Source organism: Mycobacterium sp. TY815 (genome assembly GCF_030755135.1).
Lineage (GTDB): Bacteria > Actinomycetota > Actinomycetes > Mycobacteriales > Mycobacteriaceae > Mycobacterium.
The window spans coordinates 3,022,447-3,049,406 of sequence record NZ_JAUFRX010000001.1 but is presented as its reverse complement, the minus strand read 5'-3'; the positions used below and the strand labels follow the sequence as shown (position 1 = coordinate 3,049,406).

At 69.7% G+C, this 26,960-nt stretch carries 15 protein-coding genes and 1 pseudogene; 10 read left to right on the top strand and 6 right to left on the bottom strand.

The features are described 5' to 3' along the window. Positions 1 to 44 precede the first annotated feature (44 nt). The 4 genes and pseudogenes from QXK92_RS13110 to QXK92_RS13095 form a co-directional block, all read left to right on the top strand. Positions 45 to 1,521: pseudogene (locus QXK92_RS13110) on the top strand (NAD(P)H-quinone dehydrogenase); the annotation flags it as partial. 18 nt (positions 1,522 to 1,539) lie between these two features. Next, on the top strand, positions 1,540 to 3,291 hold the full coding sequence (locus QXK92_RS13105) for a glycerol-3-phosphate dehydrogenase/oxidase (protein WP_306242035.1): 1,752 nt from the start codon (positions 1,540 to 1,542) through the stop codon (positions 3,289 to 3,291). Between the two features lie 49 nt (positions 3,292 to 3,340). Beyond that, positions 3,341 to 4,879 (top strand): FMN-binding glutamate synthase family protein, encoded by a 1,539-nt coding sequence (locus QXK92_RS13100; RefSeq protein WP_306242034.1) that lies wholly within the window; start codon positions 3,341 to 3,343, stop codon positions 4,877 to 4,879. Between the two features lie 373 nt (positions 4,880 to 5,252). Continuing rightward, positions 5,253 to 9,149 (top strand): PE family protein, encoded by a 3,897-nt coding sequence (locus QXK92_RS13095; RefSeq protein ID WP_306242033.1) that lies wholly within the window; start codon positions 5,253 to 5,255, stop codon positions 9,147 to 9,149. Between the two features lie 26 nt (positions 9,150 to 9,175). Here the strand turns inward: QXK92_RS13095 and QXK92_RS13090 are convergent, their stop codons facing one another. After that, the gene (locus QXK92_RS13090) at positions 9,176 to 9,790 is read right to left on the bottom strand and encodes a DUF5994 family protein (RefSeq protein ID WP_306242032.1); all 615 of its coding nucleotides are present in this window, start codon (positions 9,788 to 9,790) and stop codon (positions 9,176 to 9,178) included. Between the two features lie 378 nt (positions 9,791 to 10,168). Between QXK92_RS13090 and mgtA the strand changes: the two genes are divergently transcribed. The 3 genes from mgtA to QXK92_RS13075 are packed head-to-tail and all read left to right on the top strand — an operon-like array spanning position 10,169 to position 16,593. After that, a complete protein-coding gene (gene mgtA, locus QXK92_RS13085) occupies positions 10,169 to 12,781 on the top strand; it encodes a magnesium-translocating P-type ATPase (RefSeq protein ID WP_306242031.1) in 2,613 nt (870 codons plus the stop codon). Between the two features lie 45 nt (positions 12,782 to 12,826). Next, entirely contained in the window at positions 12,827 to 13,693 is an 867-nt protein-coding gene (locus tag QXK92_RS13080; RefSeq protein ID WP_306242030.1) for a pseudouridine synthase, read from the top strand. Continuing rightward, a complete protein-coding gene (locus QXK92_RS13075) occupies positions 13,690 to 16,593 on the top strand; it encodes an arylsulfatase (protein WP_306242029.1) in 2,904 nt (967 codons plus the stop codon). The genes QXK92_RS13080 and QXK92_RS13075 overlap by 4 nt, the downstream gene beginning before the upstream one ends. On the opposite strand, the gene QXK92_RS13070 is transcribed toward QXK92_RS13075, so the two are convergent. Next, entirely contained in the window at positions 16,590 to 16,799 is a 210-nt protein-coding gene (locus tag QXK92_RS13070) for a hypothetical protein (RefSeq protein ID WP_306242028.1), read from the bottom strand. The two genes, QXK92_RS13075 and QXK92_RS13070, sit on opposite strands and share 4 nt — an antisense overlap. A 79-nt stretch (positions 16,800 to 16,878) precedes the next feature. Further along, positions 16,879 to 17,148 carry a DUF732 domain-containing protein gene (locus tag QXK92_RS13065; RefSeq protein ID WP_306242027.1) on the bottom strand — a complete coding sequence of 90 codons (270 nt, stop codon included), beginning with the start codon at positions 17,146 to 17,148 and terminating at the stop codon, positions 16,879 to 16,881. Positions 17,149 to 17,464: 316 nt separating this feature from the next. Between QXK92_RS13065 and pstS the strand changes: the two genes are divergently transcribed. From pstS to QXK92_RS13050, 3 genes are all read left to right on the top strand, one after another. Next, positions 17,465 to 18,538 (top strand): phosphate ABC transporter substrate-binding protein PstS, encoded by a 1,074-nt coding sequence (gene pstS, locus QXK92_RS13060; protein WP_306242026.1) that lies wholly within the window; start codon positions 17,465 to 17,467, stop codon positions 18,536 to 18,538. A 95-nt stretch (positions 18,539 to 18,633) separates the two neighbouring features. Then, positions 18,634 to 19,842, top strand: coding sequence for a PPE family protein (locus tag QXK92_RS13055; protein WP_306242025.1), 1,209 nt, complete (start codon positions 18,634 to 18,636; stop codon positions 19,840 to 19,842). A gap of 23 nt (positions 19,843 to 19,865) precedes the next feature. Continuing rightward, positions 19,866 to 20,783 carry a PHB depolymerase family esterase gene (locus QXK92_RS13050; RefSeq protein ID WP_306244395.1) on the top strand — a complete coding sequence of 306 codons (918 nt, stop codon included), beginning with the start codon at positions 19,866 to 19,868 and terminating at the stop codon, positions 20,781 to 20,783. A 9-nt stretch (positions 20,784 to 20,792) separates the two neighbouring features. On the opposite strand, the gene nei2 is transcribed toward QXK92_RS13050, so the two are convergent. From nei2 to QXK92_RS13035, 3 genes are read right to left on the bottom strand one after another with little or no spacing between them, the layout of a single operon-like run. Next, positions 20,793 to 21,542, bottom strand: a complete 750-nt coding sequence (gene nei2 / locus QXK92_RS13045) for an endonuclease VIII Nei2 (RefSeq protein WP_306242024.1) — start codon at positions 21,540 to 21,542, stop codon at positions 20,793 to 20,795. A 2-nt stretch (positions 21,543 to 21,544) separates the two neighbouring features. Continuing rightward, complete coding sequence (locus tag QXK92_RS13040; protein ID WP_306242023.1) at positions 21,545 to 26,083, bottom strand: ATP-dependent helicase; 4,539 nt, start codon at positions 26,081 to 26,083, stop codon at positions 21,545 to 21,547. A 33-nt stretch (positions 26,084 to 26,116) separates the two neighbouring features. Beyond that, positions 26,117 to 26,794 (bottom strand): TetR/AcrR family transcriptional regulator, encoded by a 678-nt coding sequence (locus QXK92_RS13035; protein WP_306242021.1) that lies wholly within the window; start codon positions 26,792 to 26,794, stop codon positions 26,117 to 26,119. Positions 26,795 to 26,960: the final 166 nt, after the last annotated feature.

Here is a 26,960-nt window from a genome sequence, read left to right as displayed (position 1 = left end):
CTCCGCCCTGCGGAGTGCATCCTCGTCGGGCTAGGTTATGGGCTGTGGTGACCCGCATCGTGATCCTCGGTGGAGGCCCGGCCGGCTACGAAGCGGCCCTGGTGGCCGCCAACGCAAAGCCCGACGACGTCGACGTCACCATCATCGATTCAGATGGTGTCGGCGGCGCGGCCGTTCTGGACGACTGTGTGCCGTCCAAGACGTTCATCGCCTCCACCTGGCTGCGCACCGAGTTGCGCCGCGCGCCGCGGCTTGGCTTCGAAATCGACATCGACGACGCCAAGATCGACCTGCCGCAGATCCACGCCCGGGTCCGCAGGCTTGCCTCCGAGCAGTCGGCAGACATCGCCGAACAACTACGGGCCGTGGGCGTCAAGCTGGTGCAGGGCCGCGGCGAACTCGTCGACCCCACGCCAGGCCTGGCCCGGCATCGCCTCAAAGCCACCGCCCCGGACGGCACCGTCACCGAGCACGACGCCGATTTCGTGCTGATCGCCACCGGAGCCAGCCCGCGCATCCTGCCGTCAGCCCAACCCGACGGCGAACGCATCCTCACCTGGCGCCAGCTCTACGGGCTCACCGAGCTGCCGGAACACCTCATCGTGGTGGGCTCCGGGGTCACTGGCGCCGAATTCGTGCACGCCTACACCGAGCTCGGCGTGCAGGTGTCGGTGGCGGCCAGCCGGGACCGGGTGTTGCCCTACGAGGACGCCGACGCCGCCGCCGTGCTGGAGGAGTCCTTCGCCGAACGCGGCGTCAACCTGTTCAAGAACGCCCGCGCCGAGTCGGTCACCCGCACCGATGACGGCGTCCTGGTCACCATGACCGACGGCCGCACCATCGAGGGCAGCCATGCCCTGATGACCATCGGGTCCATCCCCAACACCGCCGGCCTGGGGCTGGAACGCGTCGGGATCGACCTGGGGCCCGGCGACTACCTCAAGGTGGACCGGGTGTCGCGCACGTCGGTGCCCGGCATCTATGCGGCCGGCGACTGCACCGGTCTGCTGCTGCTGGCCTCGGTCGCGGCCATGCAGGGCCGCATCGCGATGTACCACGCGCTGGGCGAGGGCGTGAACCCGATCCGCCTGCGCACAGTGGCGGCGACGGTCTTCACCAGGCCCGAGATCGCCGCAGTCGGCGTGCCGCAGTCGGCGATCGACGACGGCGAGTTCAGCGCGCGGACCATCATGCTGCCGCTGCACACCAACGCGCGGGCCAAGATGTCGGGGCTGCGGCAGGGTTTCGTCAAGATCTTCTGCCGCAAGTCCACCGGCGTCGTCATCGGCGGCGTGGTGGTGGCCCCGATCGCCTCGGAGCTGATCCTGCCGATCGCGGTCGCCGTGACCAACCGCATCACCGTCAACGAGCTGGCGCAGACGCTCGCCGTTTACCCCTCGTTGTCCGGTTCGATCACCGAAGCGGCGCGGCGGCTGATGGCGCACGACGATCTGGACTGAAGTCCGACTCAACAAACGCCTGACGAACTAGCCTGGGTACGCACGCCTACCGACAAGTAACCGACAGGAGTCCTTCGTCGTGAGCAACCCGAGCAACGACAGCGAGCCGACCTGGTCCGAGGGGTCGCTGGGACCCCAGCAGCGCGCACAGGCATGGGAGCGCCTGGGCAGCGAGCAGTTCGACGTGGTGGTGATCGGCGGCGGCGTGGTGGGCTCCGGGTGTGCGCTGGACGCCGCCACCCGCGGGCTCAAGGTGGCCCTGGTCGAGGCCCGGGATCTGGCGTCGGGCACGTCCAGTCGCTCGTCGAAGATGTTCCACGGCGGCCTGCGCTACCTCGAACAACTCGAGTTCGGGCTGGTGCGCGAGGCGCTGTTCGAACGGGAACTGTCCCTGACCACGCTGGCGCCGCATCTGGTCAAGCCGCTGCCGTTCTTGTTCCCGCTGACCAAGCGCTGGTGGGAGCGGCCCTACATCGCCGCCGGCATCTTCCTCTATGACCAGCTCGGCGGCGCGAAATCCGTTCCGGCGCAAAAGCATCTGACCCGCGCCGGCGCACTGCGGCTGAGTCCCGGCCTCAAGCGCAGCGCCCTGATCGGCGGCATCCGCTACTACGACACCGTCGTCGACGACGCCCGCCACACCATGACGGTGGCGCGCACCGCCGCCCACTACGGCGCGGTGGTCCGGTGCTCCACCCAGGTGGTCGCGCTGCTGCGTGAGGGCGACCGGGTGACCGGCGTGCGGGTGCGCGACTCCGAGGACGGCTCGATCACCGAGGTCCGCGGTCATGTCGTCGTCAACGCGACCGGCGTGTGGACCGACGAGATCCAGGCGCTGTCCAAACAGCGCGGACGCTTCCAGGTGCGGGCCTCCAAGGGCGTCCACGTCGTGGTGCCGCGCGACCGCATCGTCAGCGACGTCGCGATGATCCTGCGCACCGAGAAGTCGGTCATGTTCATCATCCCGTGGGGCAGCCACTGGATCATCGGCACCACCGACACCGACTGGAACCTCGACCTGGCGCACCCGGCCGCCACCAAGGCCGACATCGACTACATCCTGACCACCGTCAACGCCGTGCTGGCCACCCCGCTGACGCACGCCGACATCGACGGTGTGTACGCCGGCCTGCGCCCGCTGCTGGCGGGGGAGAGCGACGAGACCTCCAAGCTCTCCCGCGAGCACGCTGTGGCGGTGCCGGCGGCCGGCCTGGTGGCCATCGCGGGCGGCAAGTACACCACCTACCGCGTGATGGCGGCCGACGCGATCGACGCCGCGGTGCAGTTCATCCCGACCAGAGTCGCGCCGTCCATCACCGAGAAGGTGAGCCTGCTGGGCGCCGACGGGTACTTCGCGCTGATCAACCAGGTCGAGCACGTCGGCGAGCGGGTCGGACTGCACCCCTACCGGGTCCGGCATCTGCTGGACCGCTACGGCTCGATGATGGACGACGTGCTGGCGCTGGCGGCCGGCCGCCCCGAACTGCTCAGCCCCATCAAGGATGCGCCCGGCTACCTCAAGGTGGAGGCCGTCTACGCGGTCGCCGCCGAGGGGGCACTGCACCTCGAGGACATTCTGGCGCGGCGGATGCGCATCTCCATCGAGTACTCGCACCGCGGCGTCGACTGTGCCCGCGAGGTGGCCGATCTCGTCGCACCGGTGCTGGGCTGGAGCGCGCAGGACGTCGACCGCGAGGTGGCCAACTACAAGGCGCGGGTGGAGGCCGAGGTGCTCTCGCAGGCGCAGCCCGACGACGTCTCGGCCGACGAGTTACGGGCCAGCGCACCCGAGGCGCGCGCCGAAATCCTCGAGCCGGTACCGCTCAACTGAGGACTCACGTCCCTAGCCATCTGTCGGTGGCCCGGGTGAGCATGGGGGCGTGAAGAAACGCTCCGTGAGTGCGGTGCTGGGAGGCGGCATAGCCGGGTTGGCCGGCTGGGACCTCTGGCAGCGCCGGCACACCATCCTGCGCAACTATCCGATCGTCGGCCACCTGCGGTTCGTCCTGGAGGCGGTCGGCCCGGAGCTGCGGCAGTACATCGTCACCGACAACAACGCGGAGAAGCCGTTCAGCCGCGACCAGCGGCGCTGGGTGTACACCTCGTCGAAGATGAGCAACCGGTACTTCGGCTTCGGCACCGACAACGACCTGGAACGCGCCCACAACTACCCGATCATCAAGCATGCGGCGTTTCCGGTGTCGGCCCCGGACGGCGACCCCGGCCACCCCGACCCGAAGGTGCCGCTGCCGGCCGGCAAGGTGCTTGGCGGAGCGCGCAAGCGCGCCAAGGCATTTCGGCCACCATCGTTGGTCAACGTCTCGGGGATGAGCTTCGGCGCGCTGGGCGGCGCCGCGATCACATCGCTGAATCAGGGCGTCGCAATGGCCGGGGCCATGCAGAGCACCGGTGAGGGCGGGGTGTCGCCGTACCACCGCAACGGCGGCGACCTCATCTGGCAGATCGGCACCGGCTATTTCGGCTGCCGCAACGAGGACGGCACCTTCAGCCTGCCCCGCCTGGTCGACGAGGTGGCTGCGACTCCCTCGATCCGGGCCATCGAGATCAAGCTCAGCCAGGGCGCCAAACCGGGGCTGGGCGGCATGCTGCCCGGCGCCAAGGTCACCGAGGAGATCGCCAAGATCCGCGGTATCGCACCAGGGGTGGACTGCAAGAGCCCGGCCGGGCACTCGGCGTTCCACGATGTGGACGGCCTGCTGGAGTTCGTCGAGACGATCGCCGCGGCGACGGGACTGCCGGTGGGAATCAAGTCGGCGGTCGGGGAGGACGGGTTCTGGCCGGAGTTGGCCGCGCGGATGGCGCGCACCGGCCGGGGTGTGGACTTCGTGACGGTGGACGGGGGCGAGGGCGGTACCGGCGCGGCGCCGCTGGTATTCAGCGACCACGTCGCGCTGCCGTTCAAGTGGGCCTTCCCGCGGGTGTACCGCGCCTTCGCCGAACAGGGTCTGCAGCACGACGTCGTTTTCGTCGGGTCGGGCAAACTCGGTATTCCGGAGAACGCGCTGCTGGCCCTGGCGCTGGGCTGCGACATGATCAACGTCGGGCGCACGGCGATGTTCGCCATCGGCTGCATTCAGGCCCAGCGTTGCCACACAGGACGCTGCCCGACCGGAGTCGCGACGCAGTCGGCCTGGCTACAGCACGGGCTGGATCCGGCGCTGAAGTCGGTCCGCTGCGCCAACTACCTGGCCACCCTGCGCTTCGAGCTGATGTGTCTGGCCCGGGCCTGCGGCCACGTGCACCCCGCGCTGGTTCCGCTGAACGCCATCGAGGTGCTCGATGTCGACCTGCAGTCGGCCCGGGCTGAAGAGTTGTTCGACTACAAGCCCGACTGGGGGCTGCCCGGACCGGCCGACGTCGAGGCGATCACGGCATTGCAGACAACGCGCACCAACTGAGGCTGGGTCACGCCGGGCATTGTGCACTGCCGGCTGCCCAGAAATCGTGCACATTGCACATATCGATACTCGGTGATCTTGGGTATAAACAATTGCAACGAATGCAGCGGCCCAATTAGGTTCCGATTATTAATGCCGCGCATAATTGCGCTTCAGCTGGCCGATAATTCGCGCCAGCACTGCCATGTCGAACTCATATCAGCTGTTCAGAAGCCTAAATTGGTGCTCGAACGTCCGTAGTTCAGACATTTTGTGCGGAGCTTTGAATTTCCCGGAAACGCCGCGATCGGGAATGCTCATCGGGTTATAGTCAGGTAATTCCCCGCGGCCTACGCCGCTTGCTGGTTTCCCGATGTATTCGAAGAGGCATGAGATGACATACGTATCTATTTCCCCGGAAATCGTGGCTTCAGCGGCCGCCGACATCGAGAGCATCGGCGAAACGCTGGCGCGTGTCCACACGGCCGTGGCCGGACCGACGACGAGTGTGGTCAGCGCGGCAGCCGACGAGGTGTCTACCGCCATTGCGGCACTCTTTTCTCAGCACGCTGTGGACTACCGCGTGCTGGCTGCGCAGGCGGCAACGTTTCATGAGCAACTGACCCGCACTCTGGTGGTCAGCGGGAACTCTTACGCCGCAGCCGAAGCGGCCGCCGCGTCACCCCTGGAGGCCTTTGAACAGGGCGTGCTCGGAGTGATCAACGCACCGACCAATGCCCTGTTCGGTCGTCCGCTGATTGGTGATGGTGCCAACGGCGCCGTCGGCACCGGTCAGGCCGGTGGGGCCGGCGGCTTCCTCCTCGGCAACGGCGGCAGTGGCGGTTCCGGAGCACCCGGCCAGGCCGGTGGAGCCGGGGGTTCGGCGGGCCTGATCGGCAACGGCGGGGCGGGCGGCGCCGGCGGATCGGGGGCCGGCGGCGGCGCCGGTGGTACCGGCGGAATCTTGTTCGGCAATGGCGGCAGTGGCGGGACCGGTGCGTTCGGCCAGTCCGGCGGGGCCGGCGGATCGGCGACGCTCTTCGGCCACGGCGGAGCGGGCGGGGCCGGTGGAATGGGCGCGGCCGGCGGAGTCAGTACCAACGGCGGAGCCGGCGGCAACGGCGGCGCCGGCGGAGCCGGCGGTCTGTTAGCCGGCAGCGGCGGAGCCGGTGGGGCCGGTGGGATGGGCGGAACCGGTGCGACCGGGGGACAAGGTGGCAACGGCGGTCTCGGCGGGGCCAACAGGTCGATTGCGGGCTGGGCCGGTGGCGCCGGCGGGCTGGGCGGTGACGGCGGCAGCGGTCTGGCGGGCGCCGACGGTACCGCCGGCGGTGGCACCGGCGGAACCGGTGGCCTCGGGGGTAACGGTGGCGTCGGCGGAGCCGGCGGCTCCAACACCGGACTGTTCGGCGCGGGCGGGCTGCTGGGCTCCGGCGGCACCGGCGGGGCCGGCGGGGCCGGCGGCAGTGGCGGAACCGGCGGAACCGGCGGGACCGGTGTGGGCCATGGGGTAATTGGCGGCACCGGCGGCGACGGCGGCGTCGGCGGTAACTCGGGTGCCGGCGGAGCCGGCGGCGCTGGCGGGTTCCTGGGAACCACCGGTCTGGCAGGCCACGCGGGAGTCGGCGGCCAGGGCGGAACCGGCGGGACGGGTGGGGCAGGCGACTCCGGTGTCGCCGGCAGCAAGGGCGGCGCGACCGGTGGGGCCGGATTGAGCGGCGGCGCCGGCGGACGAGGTGGTGTCGGCGGCAGCGCCGCCGACGCTAGCGGCGTCAACGGCGCCGGCGGAACGGGCGGCCGGGGAGGCATCGGTGGGGACGGCGGGAAAGCGGGCCCTGACCTGGGCCTGGGAGCCGGGAACGGCGGCGACGGTGGAGCCGGTGGCAAGGGTGGCACCGGCGGCGCAGCCGGAACCGGCCCCGGCGCGGCGGGCAGCGTCGGCAATGGCGGACAGGGTGGTATCGGCGGTCATGGCGGTGCAGGGTCTGCCGGTATCGGCAGCTCCGCAAATGACGGCGGCGCCGGCGGCCGCGGTGGTGCCGGTGGTCAGGGTGGCGATGCCGGCGGTGCCGGCGGCATCACCGGCACGGGCGGGCTCGGTGGCAACGGCGGCGCCGGCGGCGCCGGGGGCAGCGGTTGGAGCTTGGGAGTGGCTGGACTCGGCCCCGGAGGCACCGGCGGAGCGGGTGGCGCAGGTGGTGACGGCGGCGCGGCAGGCACGGTGGGCACCGGTGGAACTGCCGGCAGCGGCGGCACCGGTGGCACCGGCGGTATCGGCGGTCAGGGTGCCGACGGCACCAACGGGATCGCCCAGACGGGTGCTCAAGGCGGACGAGGCGGTGTTGGCGGTGCCGGCGGTAACTCCGGTGGCGCGGGTGGCACCAACGGCGATGGCGGCACCGGCGGCCAAGGCGGGACCGGCGGGACCGGCGGCAGCGGCGTCACGGGCGGACTCGGGGGCGGCGGCGGCCAGGGTGGTGCGGGCGGTGCGGCTGGGACCGGTTCGGGGATGGCGGGCAAGGCGGGCAACGGTGGCCAAGGCGGCACCGGTGGCACCGGTGGTGCCGCTAACGCGGGCAACGCGGCCACCGAGGCCGGTGCGACCGGCGGCGTCGGCGGTACCGGCGGCACCGGCGGCACGGGCGGCGAAGGCGGCGCCGCCGGCGGTGCCACCGGCACCAACGGTGCCGGCGGGACCGGTGGCAAGGGCGGAATCGGCGGAGACGGTGGCAAGGGTGGTCCCGACCTCGGCCTGGGAGCAGGTAAGGGCGGCGACGCCGGTGCCGGTGGCACCGGCGGTACCGGCGGCGCGGCCGGCAGCGGTCCCGGCGCCGCGGGTGCGATGGGTGGCGGTGGTCAGGGCGGCACCGGAGGCAACGGCGGTGCCGGAGCCGCCGGCATCAGCAGTTCCGGACACGACGGCGGCGCCGGCGGCAATGCCGGAGCCGGCGGCCAGGGCGGAAGCGCCGGCGGCGCAACGGGTACCAGGGGCAGCGGCGGTGCCGGTGGCAAGGGCGGTGCCGGCGGTGCTGCCGCCAACGGCTTCAACAGCGTGTTAGGCGACGTCGGCACCGGAGGCACCGGCGGCACCGGCGGACGCGGTGGTGACGGCGGCGCGGTCGGTGCCGTGGGCACCGGCGGAACTGCCGGCAGCGGCGGCACCGGTGGCACCGGCGGAACCGGCGGTGCGGGCGGCAACGGCACGAACGGTACTGGCGATGCCGCCGGCAACGGTGGCCGTGGCGGCACCGGCGGCGCCGGCGGCAACGCCGGTGGCGTGAACGGAAGCAATGGCAGTGGCGGCGCCGGCGGTCAGGGCGGTCAAGGTGGCAACGGCGCTTCTGGAACCGCCGACCTCGGCAGCGGGGGCGGTGCCGGCGGCAAAGCCGGTGCTGGTGGCGTTGGCGGCAACGGCGGCGCAGCCGGCGCAATCGGGCAAGGCGCCAGCGGTGGGGCCGGCGGTCAAGGCGGGCAGGGTGGCACCGGTGGCTCCGGTGCGAACTCGACGTCGAACGTTTCGGGTCAAGGCCGCCAGGGCGGCGGCGGCGGCAACGGGGGTGCCGGTGGGGTCGGCGGGACAGGTGGCTCAGCCGGCATCGGTAGCACCAATGGCGCAGGTGGAGCCGGCGGCGCCGGCGGCGCCGCGGGCAACGGTGGCACCGGCGCCACGGGCCCGACCGGGAGCTTCAGTGGTCGCAACGGCGGTTCCGGCGGCCAGGGCGGCGTCGGCGGCGCCGGCGGCGCCGGCGGGCAGGCGGGCAACGGTGCGGGCGCCGGAGGCGCCGGGGGTGCCGGCGGTCAGGGGGCTGTCGGCGGCCAGGGCGGCCAGGGCGGCACTGCCGGCGTTACCGGAGCCAATGCCGGTGGCAATGGCGGCCAAGGCGGTGCCGGTGGCGCCGGCGGTCAAGGAGCGGCCGGTGTCGCGGGCGGGAGTGCCGGTGCCGGCGGTGCGGCCGGCAGCGGGGGCCAGGGAGGCATCGGCGGCAGCGGCCTCAACACCGGCAACGTCGGTTCCGGCGGCACCGGCGGCACCGGCGGGGCCGGCGGCGTCGGCGGTAATGCCGGCGCGACGAGCGGAAGTGGTGCCGGAGCGCTCGGCGGCAAAGGCGGCAGTGGCGGTAACGGCGGTGCGGCGGGCACGAGCACCCTCGCGAGCTTCGGCGGCAAGGGCGGGAACGGTGGTTCCGGCGGCGTCGGCAGCGGTGGTCAGCTCAGCGCCGGCGGCACGGGCGGAAAGGGCGGCGCCGGAAACAACGGCGGGTCCGGCGGCGCGGACGGTAATCCTGGGTGAGCTGGGATTGCGCGATAGGCGGCGGGTCAGCCCTGCGCAGGTACGCGCGCGTCCATCAGCCGGCCGCGCACGATGTGCTCGACGAGGATCGGGACGAACGTCTGCACCGGCGCGTCGATGAACTGTTGCGCGGCCTGCTCGCACCATTGCCTGATCTGCGGGCGCAGCGCCGCCGTGCGTTGCTGGTCGCCGCGGCCTTCGTGCTGGGCCAGTTTTTCTGCTACGTCGGCCACCGATCGCGCCACCAGAGAACGGCTCGCGGCGTTGACCTCGTCGTCGGCGCCTGAGCGCGCTTCCTGCAGCGCCTGCTCACCGCTGCGCTCGCCGGTGTCCGGCGGGATGACCTGCAGGCTCAAGTGATGCCCGTCTTGGCCGATCAGGATGATGCTGGCCGGCTCGTCGCCGCTGAAGCCGAGCAGTTCGATAGTGCGACCGCCGATTTCGAGGACCGGGGGAGCGCTGTCCCAGCTGTTGCGGTGGTAGCCGACCATGGCAATCGGGCCTAGCTCGTCGGCCAATGACGTCACCAGGCCGGGCAGTTCGTCGACCAACCGCGTGGACCGCGGCCACCATGCCCCGTCAACGTGCTCAGAGATGGGCCGAAAGGGCTTTATTTCCAACCGAGTTGGTCGCCGCGTCATCAGACTTACGGTACGTTCGTCGTGAGTAGCTCGCGAGCGCAGTGGCCCAACTGTGGGCGAATTTTCGGTTAAGTGCTTGGGGCGAAATCGTTTACGGCGCTGATGACCCCGCGGCGCCGCCAGCACGTCGGGCAGTCGGGGGAGTCTTGGACGGCGGCGGCGTTGCGCCCCGGCGACCATGCGGCACAAGTGGACGGTCCGGCCCCTCGGCGTCCGGCGTGACCACCAACCGGGTCCGCGTGTGGTTCAGGTGCGCCTCCCGCACGCTGGTGGTCGCGCGGATCGTCGCCCAGACCGCGCACTTTCATCCAGCGCGGTACCCCAGGAGTGATTGGGTGGCCGTTCCGATGCCCTTTGTCACTTGTGCAATCTGGTCAAGTGCGCGAGAGTCCTGCCGTGCCGCCGACATTGACCGCGAACGAGGTTGCCGCGGCTCCTCTTGAGGAAGTCCTGCGCCTGCTGGACTCTTCGCCCGCCGGATTGTCCGGCGCGGAAGCGGCCTCCCGGCTGGCCCGCTACGGCCCGAACGTGGTGCGGACACACCGGGTCAACGCCCTCGCGATCCTGGCCCGGCAACTGCGCAACGCGGTGCTCATCCTGTTGGCGGTCACCGCGACCGTGTCGTTCTTCCTCGGCGACAGCATGCAGGCCCTGATCATCGGCGTGATCCTGTTGGCCAGCACCGGCCTCAGTTTCTTCAACGAGTACCGCGCCGAGAATGCCGCGGCCCGGCTGCATGCCGGGGTCCACCACAACGCCGTGGTGCGCCGCGACGGTGAATTCGTCACCGTCGACGTCACTCAACTTGTTCAAGGTGACGTGATCCGGCTCTCACTCGGCGAGGCGGTGCCGGCCGATGTCCGGCTGATCGACGTCAGCGGCCTGGAATGTGACGAGAGCATCCTGACCGGGGAATCGACCGGCGAGGAGAAGGCGCCGCAACCGGTGCCGGCCGACACCGCGCTCGCCGACCTGACCGACCTGGCCTTCATGGGCACCATCGTCAGCGCCGGCGAGGCCACCGCGGTGGTGTACGCCACCGGACGCAACGCCGAATTCGGCCGCATCGCAGCGGGTTTGGACACCCGCCAGCCGGAAACGGAGTTTCAGGTCGGGTTACGCCGGTTCTCGTATCTGCTGCTGCAGGTCGCGATAGCGCTGATGGTGGTCATCCTGGCCAGCAATCTGTTGCTGGAAAAGCCGGTTATCGATTCGGTGCTCTTTTCGCTGGCGATCGCGGTCGGCATCACCCCCCAGCTGCTGCCCGCTGTGGTCAGCACCAGCCTGGCAACCGGATCGCGGCAGCTGGCCAAGGCGAAAGTTCTGGTCAAGCGGTTGGTCTGTATCGAAGACCTGGGTGACATCGACATCCTGATCACCGACAAGACCGGCACCCTGACCGAGGGGCGCATCCGGCTGGTCGACACGATCGACCCCACCGGCGCACCGTCGGAACCGGTGCTGCGGCTCGGGTTGCTGGCCACCGACGTCGACCCGGAATCCGGTGGCGCCAGCGCCAATGCGCTCGATGCCGCGCTATGGGAGGCGCCGCGGGCGCAGCGGCTGGTCGCCGGAGTGCGTCGCATCGCGATGTCGCCCTTCGACCATCAGCGAAGGGCGACCTCGGCACTGGTCGACGGAGTCGACGGCGGCCGCCTGCTGATCGTCAAGGGCGCACCCGAACAGGTGCTGACCCGTTGCGGCACAACGCCGGAGGCCGCGGCTGAAACCCTGGCCGGTCTGTTCGGCGCCGGGCGCCGTGTGGTCGCGGTCGCCACCAGGCCCGCCGATGACCTCGCCATGATCAGTCCCGACAACGAGTGCGCCCTGACGCTGGCTGGCTTCCTGGTCTTCGCCGACGAGCCCAAGGCCGCCGCGCGCCGGTCCCTGGCAGCCCTGGCCGGTCTGGGCATCGAACTGAAGATCGCCACCGGCGACAACCCGAGGGTCGCCGAAAAAGTTTGCCGGGATCTGGGTTTGGTGTCCAAAGGCACTGTCACGGGCACCGAGCTGGAGCCGCTGGAAAACGATGACGAATTCGCCGAGGCGGCCCGCACGCACACCATCTTCGCCCGCATCACTCCCGAGCAGAAGGCACGGCTGATCGCCACCCTGCGGCGCAGCGGACGTTCGGTGGGATTCCTCGGCGACGGCGTGAACGACGCCCTGGCACTGCATGCCGCCGACGTCGGCATCTCCGTGGACAGCGCCACCGACGTCGCCAAGGATGCTGCCGACGTTCTGTTGCTGGAGAAGGACCTGGGCGTGCTGGCCACCGGGGTGGCCGAGGGGCGGCGCATCTTCGCCAACACCATCAAGTACGTCCTGATGGGCACCTCCAGCAACTTCGGCAACATGTTCAGTGCCGCCGCCGCGTCGGCGCTGCTGCCGTTCCTGCCGATGCTGCCCAGCCAGATCCTGCTGAACAACCTGCTCTACGACAGCTCCCAACTGCCGATCGCCACCGACCGCGTCGACGAGGAACAACTGCACGCGCCGTCGCACTGGAACGTGGCATTCATCCGCCGGTTCATGATGATCTTCGGCCCGATCAGTTCGCTGTTCGACTTCATGACCTTCGGGTTGATGCTCGGTGTGCTCGACGCCGGCGCCGTCGAGTTCCGCACCGGTTGGTTCGTGGAATCGCTTGCTACACAGACTCTTATCATCTTCGCGATCCGAACCCGCAAGGTCCCGTTCTTCCGTAGCAGACCCAGCGGGCTGCTGACCGCCACCAGCCTGACGGTGGTCGCGATCGGCGTCGCCCTCACCGTGTCCCCGCTGGCCGCCACCCTGGGCTTCACCCCATTGCCGTGGCAGTTCTTCGCCGCCCTCGGCGGCTTCGTCGTGGTCTACCTCGTTCTGGTGGAACTGGCGAAGGCGATGTTCTACGCCGAACCCATACGCCTGGCCGGCCAGCCCCAGCGCACGCGGGGACGCGCCCACCGGATCCGCCGGCGCGCCGCCCGCTTCCACCACCACCGTGTCTAGCGGATTTCGTCGCGCGCACCCGCGCGGGTGGATAGTCTGCTCGCGATGGAGCCTGCACTGATCGGCGTTCGGGACGCCCTGGGGCCGGTGCGGGTACGCCTGCGCGGCGGACACGTGCTGTCCGAACTGACCGACCGGTTCGGTGCTCAGGCAGGTGCGAAAGTGCTGGCCGGTGAAGTGGTCGACGCCGACGGCACGGCGATCGGCAGTGAGACCGTGTTGCCCGCCGGGGCCAGCGTGTACCTCTACCGGGATCTGCCCGACGAAGTGCCGGTGCCCTTCGACATCCCGGTGCTGCATCGCGACGACGACATCGTCGTGGTCGACAAACCGCACTTCCTGTCGACCATGCCGCGGGGCCGGCACGTCGCCCAGACCGCGCTGGTGCGGTTGCGCTGCAGCCTGGGCCTTCCCGAGCTGAGTCCGGCCCATCGGCTGGACCGGCTGACCGCGGGAGTGCTGCTGTTCACCACCCGGCGCGAGCTCCGAGGCAGGTATCAGACTCTTTTCGCCCGCGGGCTGGTGTGCAAGACCTATCTGGCGCGGGCCGCCGTCGACCCTGGGCTGGTGCTGCCGCGGGTGGTACGCAGTCGCATCGTCAAGCGCCGTGGCAACCTGCAGGCGGTGACCGAGCCCGGTGTGCCCAATGCCGAGACCCTGGTCGAACTCCAGTCGCCGGACGGTCTCTACCGCCTGACCCCGCGGACCGGCCGTACCCACCAACTGCGGCTGCAGATGGCCGAGCTGGGCGTGCCGATTCACGGAGACCCGTTGTACCCCAGAGTGATTCATACCGAAGACCACGACTTCAGCACGCCGCTGCAGTTGTTGGCCCACCGCATCGAGTTCGATGACCCGGTGACCGGGTCGCGTCGCGAGTTCGTCAGCCGCCGAGAGGAAGTCTGGTCATGAGTGAAGACAACGCGCTCGTCATCGTCGCCGGGTATCAGGACATCGACACTGCACGCAGTGACTTCGAGAATCTGACGGGGCGGGCCAACGCCAAGACCTTGCCGTTGCAGGGTGCGGTGCTGGTCGGCAAGGACGCCGACGGCAACGGAGTGCTGCTGGACACCGGCAACAAACTCGGCCGCCGGGGCGCCGCGTGGGGTGCCGGCGCGGGCCTGGCCGTCGGCCTGTTCTCGCCGGCTCTGCTGGCCACCGCCGCGTTCGGCGCCGCGGCCGGCGCCCTGGCGGGCACCTTCGCCCATCACCGCATCACCAGTGGGCTGGGCGACAAGATCGGGGAGGCCCTGTCGGCGGGCAGCGCCCTGATCATCGCCGTGACGCCGGCGCAGGGCCGCCTCGCGGTGGAGCAGACGATGGCCGGCTCGCCGATGAAATCGGTTGCCGAGCTCAGCCGTTCGACCCTGCGCGCGCTGGGCTCGGCTTTGGAGGAGGCGATGGGCAAGTTCAACCCCGATCGCACCAAACTGCCGATACCGCAACGCAATTTCGGCGGCACCATCGGCCGCACCGTGGCCGAGTCGGTCGGTGACTGGACGATCGTTCCCGGCGCGGCAGCACCGGAGGATGCCCCGAACGTGCTGATCGTGCTGATCGACGACGCCGGTTTCGGCGGCCCGGACACGTTCGGCGGCGGCATCAGCACCCCGGCACTGTCCCGGGTGGCCGAAAACGGGTTGGCCTACAACCGCTTTCACGTCACGGCGGTGTGCTCGCCGACCCGCGCGGCGCTGTTGACCGGGCGCAATCACCACCGGGTCGGCTTCGGGTCGGTCTGCGAATTCCCCGGCCCCTACCCCGGCTACGCCACCGTCAAGCCGCGCAGTTGCGCCGCGCTGCCCCGGATTCTGCGCGACAACGGTTATGTGACAGCCGCTTTCGGCAAGTGGCACCTGACTCCGGACAACGTACAGGGCGCCGCCGGTCCGTTCGACAACTGGCCGCTGGGTTGGGGATTCGACCATTTCTGGGGTTTCCCGAGCGGGGCCGCCGGCCAGTACGACCCGATCATCACGCAGGACAACACGGTCATCGGCATCCCGGAGGCGCCGTCGGCTGACCGGCCGTACTTCTTCCCCGACGACCTCACCGACAAGGCCGTCGAGTGGCTGCACACCGTGCGCGCCCAGAACTCCACCAAGCCCTGGATGATGTACTACGCGACCGGCGCCACCCACGCACCGCACCACGTGTTCAAGGAGTGGGCGGACAAATACCAAGGACAGTTCGACGAGGGCTGGGATGTCTACCGGCAGAAGACATTCGAGCGTCAGAAGCAGCTGGGCATCATTCCGCCCGATGCCGAGCTGACCGAGCGGCCGGACCTTTTCCCGGCCTGGGACAGCCTCACCGACAGCCAGCGCAAGCTGTACGCCCGCCAGATGGAGGTGTTCGCCGGGTTCTCCGAGAACGCGGACTACAACGTCGGCCGGCTGCTCGACGCCATCGACGAACTCGGCGAGTCCGACAACACGATGGTGATCTACATCTGGGGCGACAACGGCGCCAGCATGGAAGGCACCAACACCGGATCCTTCAACGAGATGACCTTCCTCAACGGCCTGGATCTCGACGCCGACCAACAGTTGGCGCTGATCGAGCAGTACGGGGGCATCGAGGCGCTGGGTGACGAGTTCACCGCGCCGCATTTCGCCTCGGGCTGGGCGCACGCCAACAACACGCCGTTCCAGTGGGGCAAGCAGATGGCCAGTCACCTCGGTGGCACCCGCGACCCCATGGTCATCTCCTGGCCGAGCCGCATCCGGCCCGACGGCAAGCTGCGCAGCCAGTTCACCCACTGCATCGACATCGCCCCAACGGTATTGGAGGCGATCGGTTTACCGGTGCCGACCAGCGTCGACGGCATCGAGCAGGAGCCGATGGACGGCACCAGCTTCCTGGAGAGCCTGCACGATGCGGCGGCCGGCGAGCACCGCACCATGCAGTATTTCGAGATGTTCGGCAGCCGCGCCATTTACAAAGACGGATGGTGGGCATCGACCCGGCTGGATCGGGCGCCGTGGGATCTGTCGCCGGAAACCATGCAGCGCTTCGCGCCCGGTGTCTACGACCCCGACAAAGACGTCTGGGAGCTCTACTACCTGCCCGACGATTTCTCCCAGGCCAACAACATCGTCGCCGACCACCCGGATAAGCTCGCCGAGCTGCAGGAGCTGTGGTGGCAGGAAGCCGAGCGCAACCGGGTGCTGCCGCTACTGGGCGGGCTCGCGGTGATGTTCGGCGATCTGCCGCCGCTTCCGACCACCACCCGGTTCGCTTTCAAGGGCGATGTGCAGAACATCCAGCGCGGCATGGTGCCTCGCATCTACGGCCGCTCCTACGCGATCGAGGCGCGCCTGACGGTGCCCGAGGACGCCCAGGGCGTGATCGTCGCCAACGCCGATTTCATGGGCGGCTTCGCGCTCTGGGTCGACGAACAGCGCCGGCTGCACCACACCTACTCCTTCCTGGGTGTCGAGACCTACCGGCAGGTGTCCACCGAACCGATCCCCACCGGGGAGGTCACCGTCCGCATGCTGTTCGACTCGGCTCAGCCTGTCGTCGGCTCCGGGGGGCGGGTGACGCTGTGGGCCGGCGACCGCCAGATCGGTGAGGGCGAGCTGCCCCAGACGGTCAGCCTGTCGTTCACCTCGTATGCCGGGCTCGACGTCGGGCGTGACAACGGGCTCGTCGTCGACCGTGAGTACGAGGACAAGGCGCCGTACGCGTTCACCGGCACCGTCAAGGAGGTCGTCTTCGACCTGATGCCGGTCGCGCCCGAGACCGAAATGGCACTGCATGAACATGCCTCGGTGCAGGCCGTCGGGCGCGGCGCCGCTGGTTAGCCGCCGTCGCCTAACAGGTCGGCCAGGCCGTTCTGGATTCCGGTGTCGATCTGCTCGTTCATCGTGCCGCGAGGCTGGAACGAGGCACTGCCGTCGCAGCTGCAGTTCAGGACACTGAACGGGCTGGGTTCGGCGACGACTGGACTGGCGGTGGCTATCGCGGTAGTCAGTACGACGACCACACCGAACAACACTTTCCTGATCACTCATCACTCCCGGTGATATGCGTATCGAAAGTCTAGGTGTTGCGACGCCGGCGCCTGGTTACGACTCAGTTAACGTTGACTAGTTCGTCTGGTGGTGCCTGGGGCAGTAAGCGGCGATGCTGACACCGACGAAGTACCCGGAGTGATAACCGTCCAGGTTGCTGCTACCCGCCACTTCATTAGCGACATCGGCCTTCAGTCGACCGGCGTCGAGTTCGTCGCATACCTTGTGCGCGGCCAGTATCGCGGCCTGCGGTGTCCCGAAATTGATGGCGTGCGACTGGAGCGCATTGAGGAATTGGTTGTCGACACCGTCGGCGTGGGCGGTCGGCAAGACCGTCGCTGTCACCAGCGTGAGCGCCGCTGCCGGCACGAGAGCGCGTGAGAGTGAGCGGCACAGCGCCATCACTGGGACCTCCCCGCGGACAAGTGCGACGTAACACGATGCTTACATCGCGATCATCGCATGTTACGAAGGGAGATGGGTGCCATCCCCTCGATCCGTGACGGTGACCGGGTGAGTTTTCCAGACCGTGAACCGGTCGCGAACTGCAGCTGAAATCGTCGAATCGGCATGGTGCCGGCCCGCTTTAGAACAAATCTCGGTGCTCCGAACTTGTTAGTGTTCCGCATGACTACCCGTCGGTATTCGTCGAGGAATTGAATTGGACCTCAATCGATTCGGCGCCGGGCTGACGGTGTTGGCCATCGGTGCGGGAATGGTGTCGGCGTGTGCCGGTGACACCGGCGTCAGAGCCTGCGGTGGCCCGCCGACGCTCAAAGCCAGTGGCTCCACCGCCCAGGTGAATGCAATGACCCGCTTCGCCAAGGCTTTCGAACAGGCCTGCCCTGGGCACTCGTTGAACTACACCGCCAACGGTTCGGGTGCCGGAATCAGCGAATTCCTGGGAGGCCAAACCGATTTCGCCGGCTCGGATTCCCCGCTAAGCAAGACCGAGTATGAGCGGGCGCGGCAGCGGTGTGGCTCGCCGGTCTGGAATCTGCCGGTGGTGTTCGGGCCGATCGCCATCGCCTACCACCTCAGCGGCGTGCCGTCGCTGAATCTGGACGGACCGACCGCGGCCAAGGTGTTCAACGGCGCAATCACCGCGTGGAACGATCCGGCGATCGCCGCGCTGAACCCGGGCGTCGCTCTGCCCGCCGCGCCCATCCGGGTGGTCTTCCGCAGCGACCAGTCCGGCACCTCCGACAACTTCCAGCGATATCTCGACACTGCCGGTAACGACGCGTGGGGCAGGGGCGCGGGAAAGGTGTTCAACGGCGGCGCGGGGGAGGGCGCGGCCGGCAGTGACGGCGTCGCGGCGGCCGTCGCGAACGCCGAAGGTTCGGTCACCTACGTCGAATGGTCGTTCGCCCTGGCCCGGCACTTGGACGCGGCCAGAGTCATCACCTCGGCGGGCCCGGATCCGGTCGGCATCGACGCCACCTCGGTCGGCAAGACGATCTCGGCCGCCTGGTTCATCAGAGAAGGCAACGACCTCGCCTTCGACACGATCTCGTTCTACCGACCGAATCGGGCCGGCGCCTACCCGATCGTGCTCGCCACCTACGAGATCGTCTGCTCGAAGTATCCCGACCCGCAGCTCGGTGCTGCCGTCAAGGCGTTCCTGCAAAGCGCCACCGGCCCTGGTCAGAACGGCCTGGCCGACAATGGCTACGCGCCCGTGCCCGACGAGTTCCGCTCGCGCCTGTCGGCCGCGGTGGCCGCAGTCTCCTGATCGCGGCGCGCTGACGCGCAATGTTCCTGGGTATTTCCTCTGCCAGACAACGCAATGTTTCGCAAAAATTTACCTGAGTTGACATTGTGTATGGCATGGATTTCATCGGACTGCCACCCGAGGTCACCTCGGCGCTGATCCACTCAGGGCCTGGAGCGGAGCCGCTGGTCGACGCCGCCTATGCGTGGCAGCGGCTCGGCTATGACCTGGAGGAGTCGATCCGCGCCTACGCTCCGGTGCTGGCGTCGGTGACCGAGGCCTGGCACGGACCGGCGTCGACCGCCATGGTGCAGGCGGTGGAAACCTACCTCACCTGGCTGGGTGGCACCGCGCAGCAGTGTCTGGCGCTGGGCTCTTCGGCGCAGGCCGCAGCGGCAGCCTTCGGGTCCGTACAGGCCGCCGTGGTGCACCCGTCGGTGGTCAGCGCCAACCGGATCCAGCTGGCCCGGCTGCTCGCGACCAACGGCCTGGGCAAGAACGTTGCCGCCATCGCCGAGACCGAGGCGCAGTACGAACGCATGTGGGTCAGCAACGCCGCAGCCATGTATCGCTACCAGGCGGCTTCGGCGCAGGCCCTGCAGCTGCCGCTGTTCGCCTCGCCGCCGTCGATCACCACACCGGAGGGCCCCGCGGCGCAGGGCGAAGCGGTGCAGAGCGCAGCCGCGTCGGCGACATCCAGCAACGTGTCCAACGTGCTCGCCAATGCCGCCGCCGCGGTGGCGCCCGCGGACGCAGTCGCCCCGCCGGTGTCTCCGACCGACGCGCTGCTGCAGGCGATCGGCGTCACGTTCGACCCCAACCAGGGCTGGTTCGGGCTGGCGAACACCTACGCGAACCAGTTCATCTCGTCGGGTTTCCCGATCAACATGCTCAGCTACTTCGCCCAGTTCAGTTCGGCTCAGGCGCTGCAATCGGTGGCCCCGGATATCGCTGAGGGTCTCTCGGAGGGCGAATCGGCTCTGACGGCCTCGGCGGCGTCGCTGTCCGATGCCGCCGGCGCTCTGGGCTCGGCGGAACCGGCGGCAGCGATGGGCGTCGCCGTGTCGATGGGGAACCTCTCGGCGCCACCGGCGGCCACCGCGGTGCTGACCGGGGCACACATGCCGGTCCAGCTGGCGTCGGCCGCGTCGCCGCTGCCCGGCGCGGACGCGGGTGGCGACTTCTCGATGCTGCCGCCGCTGATGGCACCGCCCATTTCGGCCGGTAGCGGCTGGAAGAAGCGCAAGGAGCAGAAGTACGAAGACCTGGCGATGGGCCTGGAGCTCAAGGGCACCTTCATGACCCGTCCACCATCAGCGGGGTGAGCAGAGTCGGTACGTTTGACGGCATGCCCTGGGTGCGACTGCTCCTGCTGGCCGTTCTGCTTGCCGGCTTGGTCGGGTGCAACGAGCGGCAGGTTGCGGCGGCCCGTGCGCGGGATCAGGCGGGGATATTTCCCTACGGCGGACTGAACCGGACGTATCTGGTGCACGTCCCACCAGGGCCGCCGGTCGGATTGGTGCTCAACCTGCACGGCGGCGGCGGCACCGGCGCCGGCCAGCGCGGGCTGACCGACTTCGACTCTGTCGCCGACGCCAACGGCCTGCTGGTGGTGTACCCGGACGGTTACGACAAGAGCTGGGGTGACGGGCGGGGTGCGGCCCCGGCCGACCGCAAACGGCTCGACGACGTCGGTTTCCTGGTCTCTCTGGTGACCAAGCTTCGCGATGATTTCAAAGTTCCTACGGGCCACGTGTTCGCCACCGGGATGTCCAACGGCGGGTTCATGTCTAACCGGCTGGCCTGCGAGCGTGCCGACGTCTTCGCGGCGATCGCGCCGATCTCCGGCACGCTCGGTGTCGGCGTGGCCTGTAACCCGTCGCGGCCGGTGTCGGTGCTGGATGCGCACGGCACCGGCGATCCGGTGGTGCCCTACAACGGCGGCGACGTCCGGGGCCGCGGCGGACTGAGCCACGCCATCTCGGTCAACAGCCTGGTCGACCGCTGGCGCGCCGTCGACCGATGCCAGGGACCGCCGACGATCGAGGACCTGCCCCCGGTCAACGACGGGACCGTGGTGCGCCGCTACGACTCCGAAGGGTGCGCCGAGGGCACCGAGGTGATCCTGTATCAGATCGAGAAGGGCGGGCACACCTGGCCGGGCGGCAAGCAGTACCTGCCGAAGACGGTCATCGGGGCCACCACCCGGGTTTTCGACGGCTCGCAGGTGATCGCCGAGTTCTTCCTGACGCACGGTCGCGACTGAGCGCACGGCTCACCGCTGGCAGGACGGGCACCAGTACTGCACGCGTTCGGCCTCACCGTCGTAGGCGATGGGGGTGGCGCAACGCCGGCACGGCTGGCCCGCCCGTCCGTACACCCACACCTGCCGCCCCGCCCTGGTGTCGCCTGTGGTGGTGCGGTTGCGGCGAGAACGGTTGGTCCACAACATCTCCCGGGCCCGCGACACCAGACGCAGCGGATCGGCCAGGGCGCGCACCGGCGCGGTGGGCAGATGCCCGAAGACGAAACACAATTCGTTGCTGTAGACGTTTCCGACGCCGGCCATCACGCGCTGGTCCAGCAGCGCCGCAGCGATAGGGCGATCCGGTTCGGCGACCAGGTTGGCGGCGGCGACCCGCGCGTCCCAGTCGGGCCCCAGCAGATCCGGGCCCAGATGTGCGACAGCGGCCTCGTCGTGCTCGCGCTCGAGGATCTCCAGCACGCCGAGATCGTTGCCGACGGCGCGGACGTCGCCGGCTTCCAGGATGATGCGCGCCCGGTGATCCACGCGCTGACGGCCGATCCGCCAGCTGCCGTCCATCTTCAGGTGGGAGTGAATGCTGGCCGGACCGACCCGGATGAACAGGTGCTTGCCCCGGCTGAGGACCTCGTCGACCACTTGGCCGGTGAGGTCCACAGTGGCGAACTTGGGCACCCGGACATCGCAGCGCGTGAGCGTGCGACCGGCCAGGTTCTCTCGCAGCACGGCGGCGGTGTGAAAGACGGTGTCACCTTCGGGCATGGCTACCGCAGCCGCAGTCCGCGTGGCGTGCGGGAGAACCCGGCCTCAACCAACGCATCCAGCGCCGCCGTGGCGGGGCCGTCGGGAGTCAGCACCGACACGCCGTTGGCCCGCTCGACCAGCAGCGCCGGCACCCGCCGGGATGAGACGAGTTCGGCCAGCGCGACGGCCGCCGCGTGGCTGGCGTCCGGGTCGTCAGTGAACGTCAGCAGCGACCGTCCGCCGCGTTCGGAGAACCAGCACAGCTCGCCGTCCACCAACACCACCAGCGCCCCGGCCTTGCGGCCCGGCCGCGCCGAACCTTCGGCGTTGGAGGCGGGCCACGGCAGCGCCGCGCCGTAGGGGTTGGCCGGGTCGGTCGCGGCCAGCACCACCGCGCGGTAATCCGGTCGTTGCGGGTCCACCCCGTCGAGGTAGCTGCGTAGCCGGTCCACGGTCGAAGCGACCGCGAACTGTGCGCCGCCCAGCGACTCCACGAAGTACCCGCGCTGGCAGCGTCCGGCGTCTTCGAACGCGCTCAGCACTTTGTAGAGCGTGGCGAAGCCGCCGGGCACACCTTCGGCGGCCACCGCGCCTTTGGTCAGCACCCCGTGGCGGTTCAACAGCAGCTCGGCCTGGAAATGGGCCCGCAGCGTGGAGTCCGGCTCCGGCGGGGGCAGCGCCGACCACCGCCCCGCCACCGTGGGGTCGGCCGAGCGGACCTGCGCGTGCGCGACGCTGTAGCGGCTCAGCCGCGGTGCGCGCTGGGTGCGGTGCGCGGGCGCCGAGCGCCTGCGCGGGCCGGTGCTGCCGCCCAGCAGGGCGCGCACCGGAGCGAAGGTGTCGCCGGTGACCCAGCCGGCCCAGACGAGTTCCCAGAGCGCTGCTTTCAGCTCGGACTCCGACCCGCCGGCGCCGGCGAGCTGGCGGAAGAAGTACGCGCCGCCGCCGGACAGGGCGTCCATGATGCCCCGGTGCACGTCGGTGAACTCGATCTCGGCGGGCGGGGACAGCGTCAGCGGCACGGAGTCGGCCGCATGCAGCGCGATCCAGCCGTCGCTGCCCGAGATCGACCCCGCGCCCGACCAGGTGACCTCGCCGGCGGCGAGCAGCTCGTCGAGCATGGCGGGTGAGTAGTCACGAACTCGCGGCCCCAGCACCAGCGGCTCCAGCGCCGAGGCCGGAATCCGCACACCGGCCAGCTGATCGATCACGGATGCCAGACGGTCCACCCCCGTGTCGGAGGTGCCCACCTGGTGCCAGGCCGGCAGGAACCGCCCGTAGGCGGCGGTGCTGACCGGCTCGACTTGGGCCCGCAGCGCGGCCAGCGAACGGCGCCGCAGAATCCGCAGCACGTCGGAGTCACACCACTGCTCGGAGCCGGCGCCGGTGGACGTCGCGGCGACGAACTCGCCGCGCATGAGCCGGCCGTCCGCGGCCAGGCGGCCCAGCACGTCGGCCGTCACCCGCAGCCCCAACCCGAACCGGGCGGCGGCTTCGGCGGTGCTGAACGGCGTGTGGGTTCGCGCGTAGCGGCTCAGCAGCTCGCCCAGCGGGTCTGCCACCGATTCGGTGTACGCCGCGGGCAGGCCTACCGGGACTGCAGCCCCGACCCCGTCGCGGAGCCGGCCGATGTCCTCGACGGCGACCCACCAGCTGCGCCCGGCGAAAGACACCGTTAGCGCCCGCCGGGCGGCGCGCAGACCTTCCAGCCACCCCCCGACGTCTTCGGCCGTCGCCCGGGCGACGATCTCGTCCTCGGTCATCGGGCCGAGCAGGCGCAGCAGGTCGGCGACGCCCTCGGCGTCGCGCGCCAGCCGGTCGGACGACAGGTGCTGCAATTGCCGGCCGGTGCCGGCGATGACCTCGGGATCGAGTAGCTCGCGCAGCTCGACGCGGCCGAGCAGTTCGGCGAGCAGCGAGCTGTCCAGCGACAGGGCCGCCGCTCGCCGCTCGGCCAGCGGGACGTCGCCCTCGTACATGAACGCCCCGACGTACCCGAACAGCAGCGAGGCGGCAAACGGTGACGGGCGCGCGGTCTCGACCTCGATCACCCGCACCTTGCGCTGACCGATCTGCGTCATCAGATTGCTCAGGGTCGGCACGTCGTAGACGTCCTGCAGGCACTCGCGGACGGTCTCCAGCACGATCGGGAAATCGGGATACTTGCGCGCGACCTCGAGCAACTGGGCGGCGCGCTGACGCTGCTGCCACAACGGCGACCGGCGTCCGGGGTTGCGGCGCGGCAGCAGCAGGGCCCGGGCGGCCGACTCCCGGAACCGGGAAGCGAACAGGGCCGATTCCCCGACCTCCGCGGTGACGATCGGATCGATCTCATCGGGATCGAACACGAACAGTTCGGCGCCCGGCGGCGCTTCCTCGGTGTCCGGCAGCCGCACCACGATGCCGTCGTCGGAGGCGGTCGGCTTCTCGTCGAGACCGTAGCGTTCGCGTAGCCGCCGGCCCACGGCCAGCGCGAGCGGGCCGTGCACCTGCAACCCGTAGGGCGAGTGCAGGACCACCCGCCAGTCGCCCAGTTCGTCCCGGAACCGCTCGACCAGCAGCGTCATGTCGGTGGGCACCACGCGGGTCGCGGCGCGCTGCTCGTCCAGCAGCCCCCACAGGTTGTCCCGGGCGTACTCATCGAAACCCCAACCGGCACAACGCTTATCGAACTCATCGCGGGTGAGGGCGGCCAGTTCGCCGGTGAGCGCGCCCAGGGCGGCACCGAGTTCGGCGGGGCGGCCGGCGTTGTCGCCGCGCCAGAACGGAAGCCGGGCGGGCTGCCCCGGCGCGGGCACCACCAGCACCCGATCGTGAGTGATCTCGACAATGCGCCAGCTGGTGGCACCGAGTGCGATGACGTCGCCGGGGCGCGACTCGTAGACCATCTCCTCATCGAGTTCGCCTACCCGCGAGGGCTTTTCAGAATCGGTGGCCAGGTAGACGGTGAACAGCCCGCGGTCGGGGATGGCGCCGCCGGAGGTGACGGCCAGCCGCTGCGCGCCGGGCCGGGCGGTCAGCGTGCCGTGGTCGCGGTCGTACACCAGCCGCGGCCGGAGTTCGGCGAAGTCGGTCGACGGATACTTGCCGGACAGTAGGTCCAGGGTCGCCTCGAACACGCTGCGCGGCAGCGTCGCGAACGGCGCGCTGCGCCGCACGGTGTCGAACCAGCGGTCGGCGTCGAGAGGCTCCAACGCCGCCGCGGCCACCGTGTGCTGGGCCAGGATGTCCAGCGGGTTGGCCGGCACCCGCATGATCTCGATCTGGCCGGTGAGCATCCGTTGCACGCTGACCGCGCAGCCGATCAGGTCGGTGCGGTGCTTGGGGAACAACACCCCGCGCGAGACCTCGCCGACCTGGTGGCCGGCCCGGCCGATCCGTTGCAGGCCGCTGGCCACCGACGGCGGCGCCTCCACCTGAATCACCAGATCGACTGCGCCCATGTCGATGCCCAGTTCCAAGCTGGACGTGGCCACCACGGCTTTGAGCTGTCCGCTCTTGAGGTCTTCTTCGACGATGGCGCGTTGTTCTTTGCTGACCGACCCGTGGTGCGCGCGGGCCAGCAGCGTCGGTGCGCCGAAGCTCTGGCCGCTACCCATCACGTAGGCCGGCGCGCCGCCGGCGACCTGTGCATTGCTGCCCGCCGGTAACTCGACACCGGTGCGCTCGGCGTGAATCTCGTTGAGCCGTGAGGTAAGTCGCTCGGCCAGCCGCCGCGAGTTGGCGAACACGATGGTCGAGTTGTGCGATTCGATCAGGTCGACCAGGCGGGCCTCGACATCGGGCCAGATCGAGTTGTTGGCCAGGTTCGCCATGTCGGGCACCGGTACCTGAACCGACAGCTCGACCGTCTTGGCCGACGGCGGCGCCACGATCGTGGTCGGCGACTGCCCGGACAGGAACCGGGCCAGTTCCTCCGGCGGACGCACGGTCGCCGACAGGCCGATGCGCTGGGCGCCGCGGCCCTCCCGCAGTTCGTCCAGCCGCTCCAGCGACAGCGCCAGATGCGCGCCGCGCTTGGTGGCTGCGATGGCGTGGATCTCGTCGACGATCACCGTCTGGACGCCGGCCAGGGTTTCGCGCGCCGCCGACGTCAGCATCAGGAACAACGACTCGGGGGTGGTGATCAGAACGTCGGGCGGTGAGTTGACGAGTTGGCGGCGCTGGGCGGGCGGCGTATCTCCGGACCGGACACCCACGCTGATCTCGGGCGCGGGCAGGCCGCGGGCCTGCGCGAGCCGGGTCAGCCCGGCTAGCGGAGTGCGCAGGTTGCGCTCGACGTCGACCGCGAGCGCCTTGAGTGGCGAAACGTACAGCACCCGGGTGCCGCGCGGCCGATCTGGCGCGGCGGCCAGGCTGTCCAGCGCCCACAGGAAGGCGGCCAGCGTCTTGCCCGAGCCGGTCGGCGCGATGACCAGGGTGTTATCGCCGTCGGCGATAGCAGCCCACGCCTGCGACTGCGCGGTGGTGGGCGCGGCGAACGTGCTGGCGAACCAGTCGCGAGTGATCGCGCTGAACCGGTCCAGTGCAGACTGCGGGGCCGGCGTGGAAGTGCTCACCTTGCCATGGTGCCAAGGGGCACCGACACGCGACTAAACCTGCGGCTTGAACCGTGCGGTCGCCATGGCCTCAGCCAGCTGCGGGGGGATCTGCGGGACCCGGGCGATCGCGTCCAGCAGCGTGTGCGCGCAGGCGTCGGCAAGCCGGTCGGCTTCCAGTGTCTGATCCATGATCCGCTGCCGGCAGGTCTCGAAGGTGAATGCCAGCCAGCCGTTGAGGATGACCCGCAGATCGCGTTCCACCTCGGCTTCCAGGGCGGCCTGTCCCGGTATCCCGCCGACGACTTCCGCGATGCGGGTCATGATGTGTTCCATCTGGCGGTTCTTGGCTTCGTCGTCGATGCCGAGTAGAACCGGGTCGGAACGACCCAGGCCCACATACGCCGCCCAGGCGGCCTCCGGGTTTTGTTCGTGGTAGGCCATGTAGGCCAGCACGCCCATCCGGATCTCCTCGAACATTGTCATGCCCGGGGAAGGCTGGGTGTTGGTCGCCGCGTAGAGCCGGTCCGCTTCATCCTTGACGACGGCGGCGAAGAACGCCCGCTTGTCAGGGAAGTAGTGGTACATCAGCGCACGCGAAACCCCGGCGCGCTCGGCAATCTCGTCGATCCGCACCTCGTCGTAGGGTCGCTTACCGAAGACTTCCGCCCCCAGAGCGAGCAGTTCAGCGCGTCGATCCTCAGGGGATAACCGCCTCCTGGCTGTCGCCATAAGGACAGATATTACTCACGGCGGATATGCGCGCCGCTACCCGCGTATCCCAACGGCCGGCGGAAGTGCCGGCAGGTTGTGACACGGACCGCAGCCGGTTTGCACGGCGTTGTCGCTGGGTATGGCATAAAAAACGCTCTGCGGCTAACAAAATCCGGCAATCACC

Excerpts from the sequence above, each read along its gene's own strand:
- QXK92_RS13050 (WP_306244395.1), top strand. The coding sequence starts at position 19,866 with ATGCCCTGGGTGCGACTGCTCCTGCTGGCCGTTCTGCTTGCCGGCTTG.
- nei2 (WP_306242024.1), bottom strand. The coding sequence starts at position 21,542 with ATGCCCGAAGGTGACACCGTCTTTCACACCGCCGCCGTGCTGCGAGAG.
- QXK92_RS13035 (WP_306242021.1), bottom strand. The coding sequence starts at position 26,794 with ATGGCGACAGCCAGGAGGCGGTTATCCCCTGAGGATCGACGCGCTGAA.
- QXK92_RS13075 (WP_306242029.1), top strand. The coding sequence starts at position 13,690 with ATGAGTGAAGACAACGCGCTCGTCATCGTCGCCGGGTATCAGGACATC.
- QXK92_RS13055 (WP_306242025.1), top strand. The coding sequence starts at position 18,634 with ATGGATTTCATCGGACTGCCACCCGAGGTCACCTCGGCGCTGATCCAC.
- QXK92_RS13080 (WP_306242030.1), top strand. The coding sequence starts at position 12,827 with ATGGAGCCTGCACTGATCGGCGTTCGGGACGCCCTGGGGCCGGTGCGG.
- QXK92_RS13095 (WP_306242033.1), top strand. The coding sequence starts at position 5,253 with ATGACATACGTATCTATTTCCCCGGAAATCGTGGCTTCAGCGGCCGCC.
- QXK92_RS13090 (WP_306242032.1), bottom strand. The coding sequence starts at position 9,790 with ATGACGCGGCGACCAACTCGGTTGGAAATAAAGCCCTTTCGGCCCATC.